This window comes from Arsukibacterium sp. (assembly GCF_033721375.1).
Taxonomy (GTDB): domain Bacteria; phylum Pseudomonadota; class Gammaproteobacteria; order Enterobacterales; family Alteromonadaceae; genus Alishewanella.
Map to the genome: position 1 here is coordinate 1 of NZ_JAWWAP010000019.1, position 4,099 is coordinate 4,099.

The 4,099-nt window shown below is 51.5% G+C and carries 2 protein-coding genes; both read left to right on the top strand.

Features of this window, described 5'->3' with window-relative positions; all coding sequences use genetic code 11:
- Positions 1-164: 164 nt before the first annotated feature.
- On the top strand, positions 165-3,341 hold the full coding sequence (locus R3187_RS18685; protein ID WP_204997552.1) for an efflux RND transporter permease subunit: 3,177 nt from the start codon (positions 165-167) through the stop codon (positions 3,339-3,341).
- Positions 3,334-4,099: TolC family protein (locus R3187_RS18690; RefSeq protein ID WP_318968552.1), on the top strand; the 766-nt coding region annotated here is incomplete at its 3' end. The genes R3187_RS18685 and R3187_RS18690, both read left to right, overlap by 8 nt.

A 4,099-nucleotide genomic window follows, 5' to 3' on the forward strand; every position in this document is an offset into this window, starting at 1 on the left:
GCAGCGAGTTAGAGCCAATATGAAAGTTGATCCTCAACTGGTGCCAATGGCAAGCAGTGAGCAACTGGTCCGGTTGCGTAAAGTGCAACAGTTGCTGGACGAAGCCAATAACGAGTTAACGGCGCAGACATCTACAGAAGATAACCACGGTTAAGGGGTACTGAATGTTTTCTCAATTTTTTATCCGACGGCCGATTTTTGCCGCGGTTATCTCGCTGTTGTTCTTTATTACCGGTGCGATAGCGGTATGGCAACTGCCTATTACCGAATACCCGGTGGTGGCGCCACCAACGGTTGTAGTAACGGCTAACTACCCGGGTGCTAACCCCAAAGTCATAGCGGAAACTGTGGCCTCGCCACTGGAGCAGGAAATTAATGGTGTGGAGGATATGTTGTATATGTCCTCTCAGGCCACCTCGGATGGTCGTATGACACTGACCGTTACCTTTGCTATCGGTACCGACGTCAATTTAGCGCAAACTCAGGTGCAAAGCCGGGTAGAGCGAGCCAAACCGCGCCTGCCACAGGTGGTGCAGCGCTTGGGGGTAGTGACTGAGAAGTCGTCTCCAAATGAAACCATGATGGTGCATCTAACCTCACCGGATGATCGCTACGACATGCTGTACCTGTCGAATTATGCGAACTTAAATATCAAAGACGAACTGGCGCGTATAGAAGGCGTTGGGGCGGTCAAGTTATTTGGCGCTGGCGAATACAGCATGCGGGTCTGGCTGGATCCTAATAAGGTGTCCGCACTGGGTTTGTCCCCGGCGCAAATTACCGAGGCAATTCGTGAGCAAAACCAACAGGCGGCAGCTGGCAGTTTGGGTTCTCAGCCAAGCGGTGACGCTGATTTTCAGTTGCTTATCAATGTGAAAGGCCGTCTGACAGACGTCGAAGAGTTTGAAGACATTATTATCAAGGTGGGCGAGAACGGCGAGATCAGTCGCTTAAAAGATGTCGCCCGTGTTGAGCTTGGCGCTTCAACTTATGCGCTGCGCTCGTTACTGAACAATAAAGACGCGGTAGCGCTTCCTATTTTCCAGGCGTCTGGCTCCAATGCCATTCAAATTTCTGACGATGTTCGCTCCAAAATGGCGGAATTGTCGAAAGGTTTTCCTGACGGTTTAACGTACGACATTGTGTACGACACAACCGTTTTTGTGCGCAGCTCTATTGATGCGGTAGTGAAAACTCTGCTCGAAGCTGTATTGTTGGTGGTACTGGTTGTGGTGCTGTTTTTGCAAACCTGGCGCGCCTCAATTATTCCTTTGGTCGCGGTACCGGTGTCGCTGGTTGGAACCTTTGCCTTCATGCACTTGCTGGGCTTTTCGTTAAACACCTTGTCGCTGTTTGGGCTGGTGCTGGCTATTGGTATCGTCGTGGATGACGCCATTGTGGTGGTGGAAAACGTAGAGCGGAATATTAGCGAAGGTTTGTCCCCCATTGCTGCTACACAAAAAGCCATGAAAGAGGTGACTGGTCCTATTGTCGCGACGACACTGGTGCTGGCAGCGGTATTTATTCCAACCGCCTTTATGTCGGGCTTAACCGGTCAGTTTTATAAGCAGTTTGCGTTAACCATTACCATTTCTACCTTTATCTCAGCCATCAATTCACTAACGCTGAGCCCTGCATTGGCGGCGCTTCTGTTAAAAGGTCATGGCGAGAAAAAAGACATACTGACCCGCGGTATGGATAAGCTGTTAGGCCGTTGGTTATTTGAACCCTTTAACCGCTTTTTTGCCCGTTTGTCTAAAGGTTACGGCTGGCTGGTTAAAAAAGTGATCCGCTATGGCGTCATTGTAGGCGTTCTGTATGTGGCTTTATTAGGGTTAACCGGTCTGCAGTTTGCGACGACTCCTACTGGTTATGTGCCCAGTCAGGACAAGCAATACCTGGTGGGTTTTGCACAATTGCCGGATGCCGCTTCGCTGGATCGCACCGCTGCGGTCATTAAAGAAATGTCGAGTATTGCCTTGGATCATCCGGGTGTGGCGAACTCAATTGCCTTTCCGGGTCTGAGTATTAACGGTTTAACTAACAGTCCGAATTCCGGAATTGTGTTTGTGTCGCTAACTGACTTTGATGAGCGAACGGATTCTTCAATGTCGGCTAATGCAATAGCGGGCGCATTGAACCAGAAGTTCGCGGCTATTGATGAAGCTTACGTTGCCATATTCCCGCCCCCGCCAGTGCAAGGGTTAGGGACTATTGGTGGTTTCCGTCTGCAAATACAAGACCGTGCTAACCATGGTTACGAAGAGCTGTATAAGGTCAATATGGAGGTGATGCAAAAGGCCTGGGCGACGCCTGAACTGACCGGCGTATTTTCCAGTTATCAGGTGAATGTGCCGCAGCTTGATATCGATGTCGACCGTACGAAAGCTAAGCAACAAGATGTGAGCCTGGATGAGGTATTCCAGACTTTGCAGGCTTATATGGGCTCAGTGTATGTGAATGACTTTAACCGGTTCGGGCGTACCTATCAGGTGAATATGCAGGCAGATGAGCAGTTTCGCCAAACGCCTGAGCAAATCAGTCAGCTGAAAGTGCGTAACGGCAGTGGTGAAATGGTTCCTGTGGGCTCCTTTATGAACATTACCAACACCGCAGGACCGGATAGAGTCATGCATTACAACGGCTTTACCACCGCTGAAATTAACGGTGGTCCTGCGCCGGGTTACAGCACAGGGGAAGCACAGGCGGCCATTGAAAAAATTCTCGCTGAAACCTTGCCGAACGGCATGACCTACGAGTGGACAGAACTGACTTACCAGCAAATTCTGGCCGGTAATGCGGGCATGTTCATTTATCCGCTGGTTATCTTGCTGGTCTTTATGGTGCTGGCTGCGCAGTACGAAAGCTTAACTTTGCCGTTGGCCATCATCCTGATTATTCCGATGACCCTGTTATCGGCGTTAAGCGGTGTGCTTATCTATGGCGGGGACAACAACATTCTTACCCAGATAGGTTTAATTGTGCTGGTGGGGCTGGCGGCGAAGAACGCCATTCTAATTGTCGAGTTTGCCAAAGAGCTGCAGGACCACGGTATGAGTACCATGGAAGCCATTCTGGAAGCCGGTCGCCTGCGTTTGCGCCCCATACTGATGACGTCTATTGCCTTTATTATGGGTGTGGTGCCTATGGTCTTCTCCACCGGTGCCGGCGCTGAAATGCGCCAGGCCATGGGCGTTGCCGTGTTCTCCGGCATGATTGGTGTCACCATTTTCGGTCTCATTTTAACGCCGCTGTTCTACTACATGTTGGCTAAACGTGGCGAGAAAAAGGCGCTACCAGAGCCAACGGAAAGCTCTTCGGAGGAAAACAAACATGCGTAATACAGTGAAGCTATCAACCCTTGCTCTACTCGTGGCGTCGCTAAGCGCCTGCTCTGCCGGGCCGGACTACCAAAGGCCGGAGAAGGTAGAAAGCATTAACCTAAGCCAGCCGTATCAGCAGGCCGAGCAGGCTTTGAACTGGTGGCAGGCGTTTGACGATGCTGAGCTTAATCAGTTGGTAGAGCGTGCTCTGGAGCAGAACCGTACCCTGGCGCAAGCCAGGGCGAATGTCGACCGGGCTTATGCGGTATTTCGTGATGCCGACAACGATTCATGGCCGAAAGGGACGCTGGAAACAGGTTATCAGGCGAGTGAAAACAATACTCTGTCGGCAGACGATGATGACGTTATTACCCGCGGGTACAGCAGCGGTGCCAACTTAAGCTGGGATCTGGACTTGTTCGGCAAATTACGTCGAGCCAGTGAAGCGGCGGAGGCTCAGGCGCAGCAAGCCGATATTCTCTGGCGCGACGCGCAAGTGCGACTGATCAGTCAGGTGGCCACCAGCTACGGCGAATATCGTGGAGCGCAGTTGCGGCTGGAGGTTGCCGAAGAAAATCTGGAAAACCTGCAGCAAAGTCGTGCCATAGTGCTGGCCAGATTAGAGGTCGGCATGGCTTCGGAGCTGGAGTTAGCACAAATTGACGTGCAATTGCACCGGGTGAAAGCGTCAGTGCCCGCATACCGGGAAGCGCTATCGGCGGCGGATGCAACCTTGTCAGCATTGTTGGCGTTAGAACCGGGTCAGCTGGAGTTAA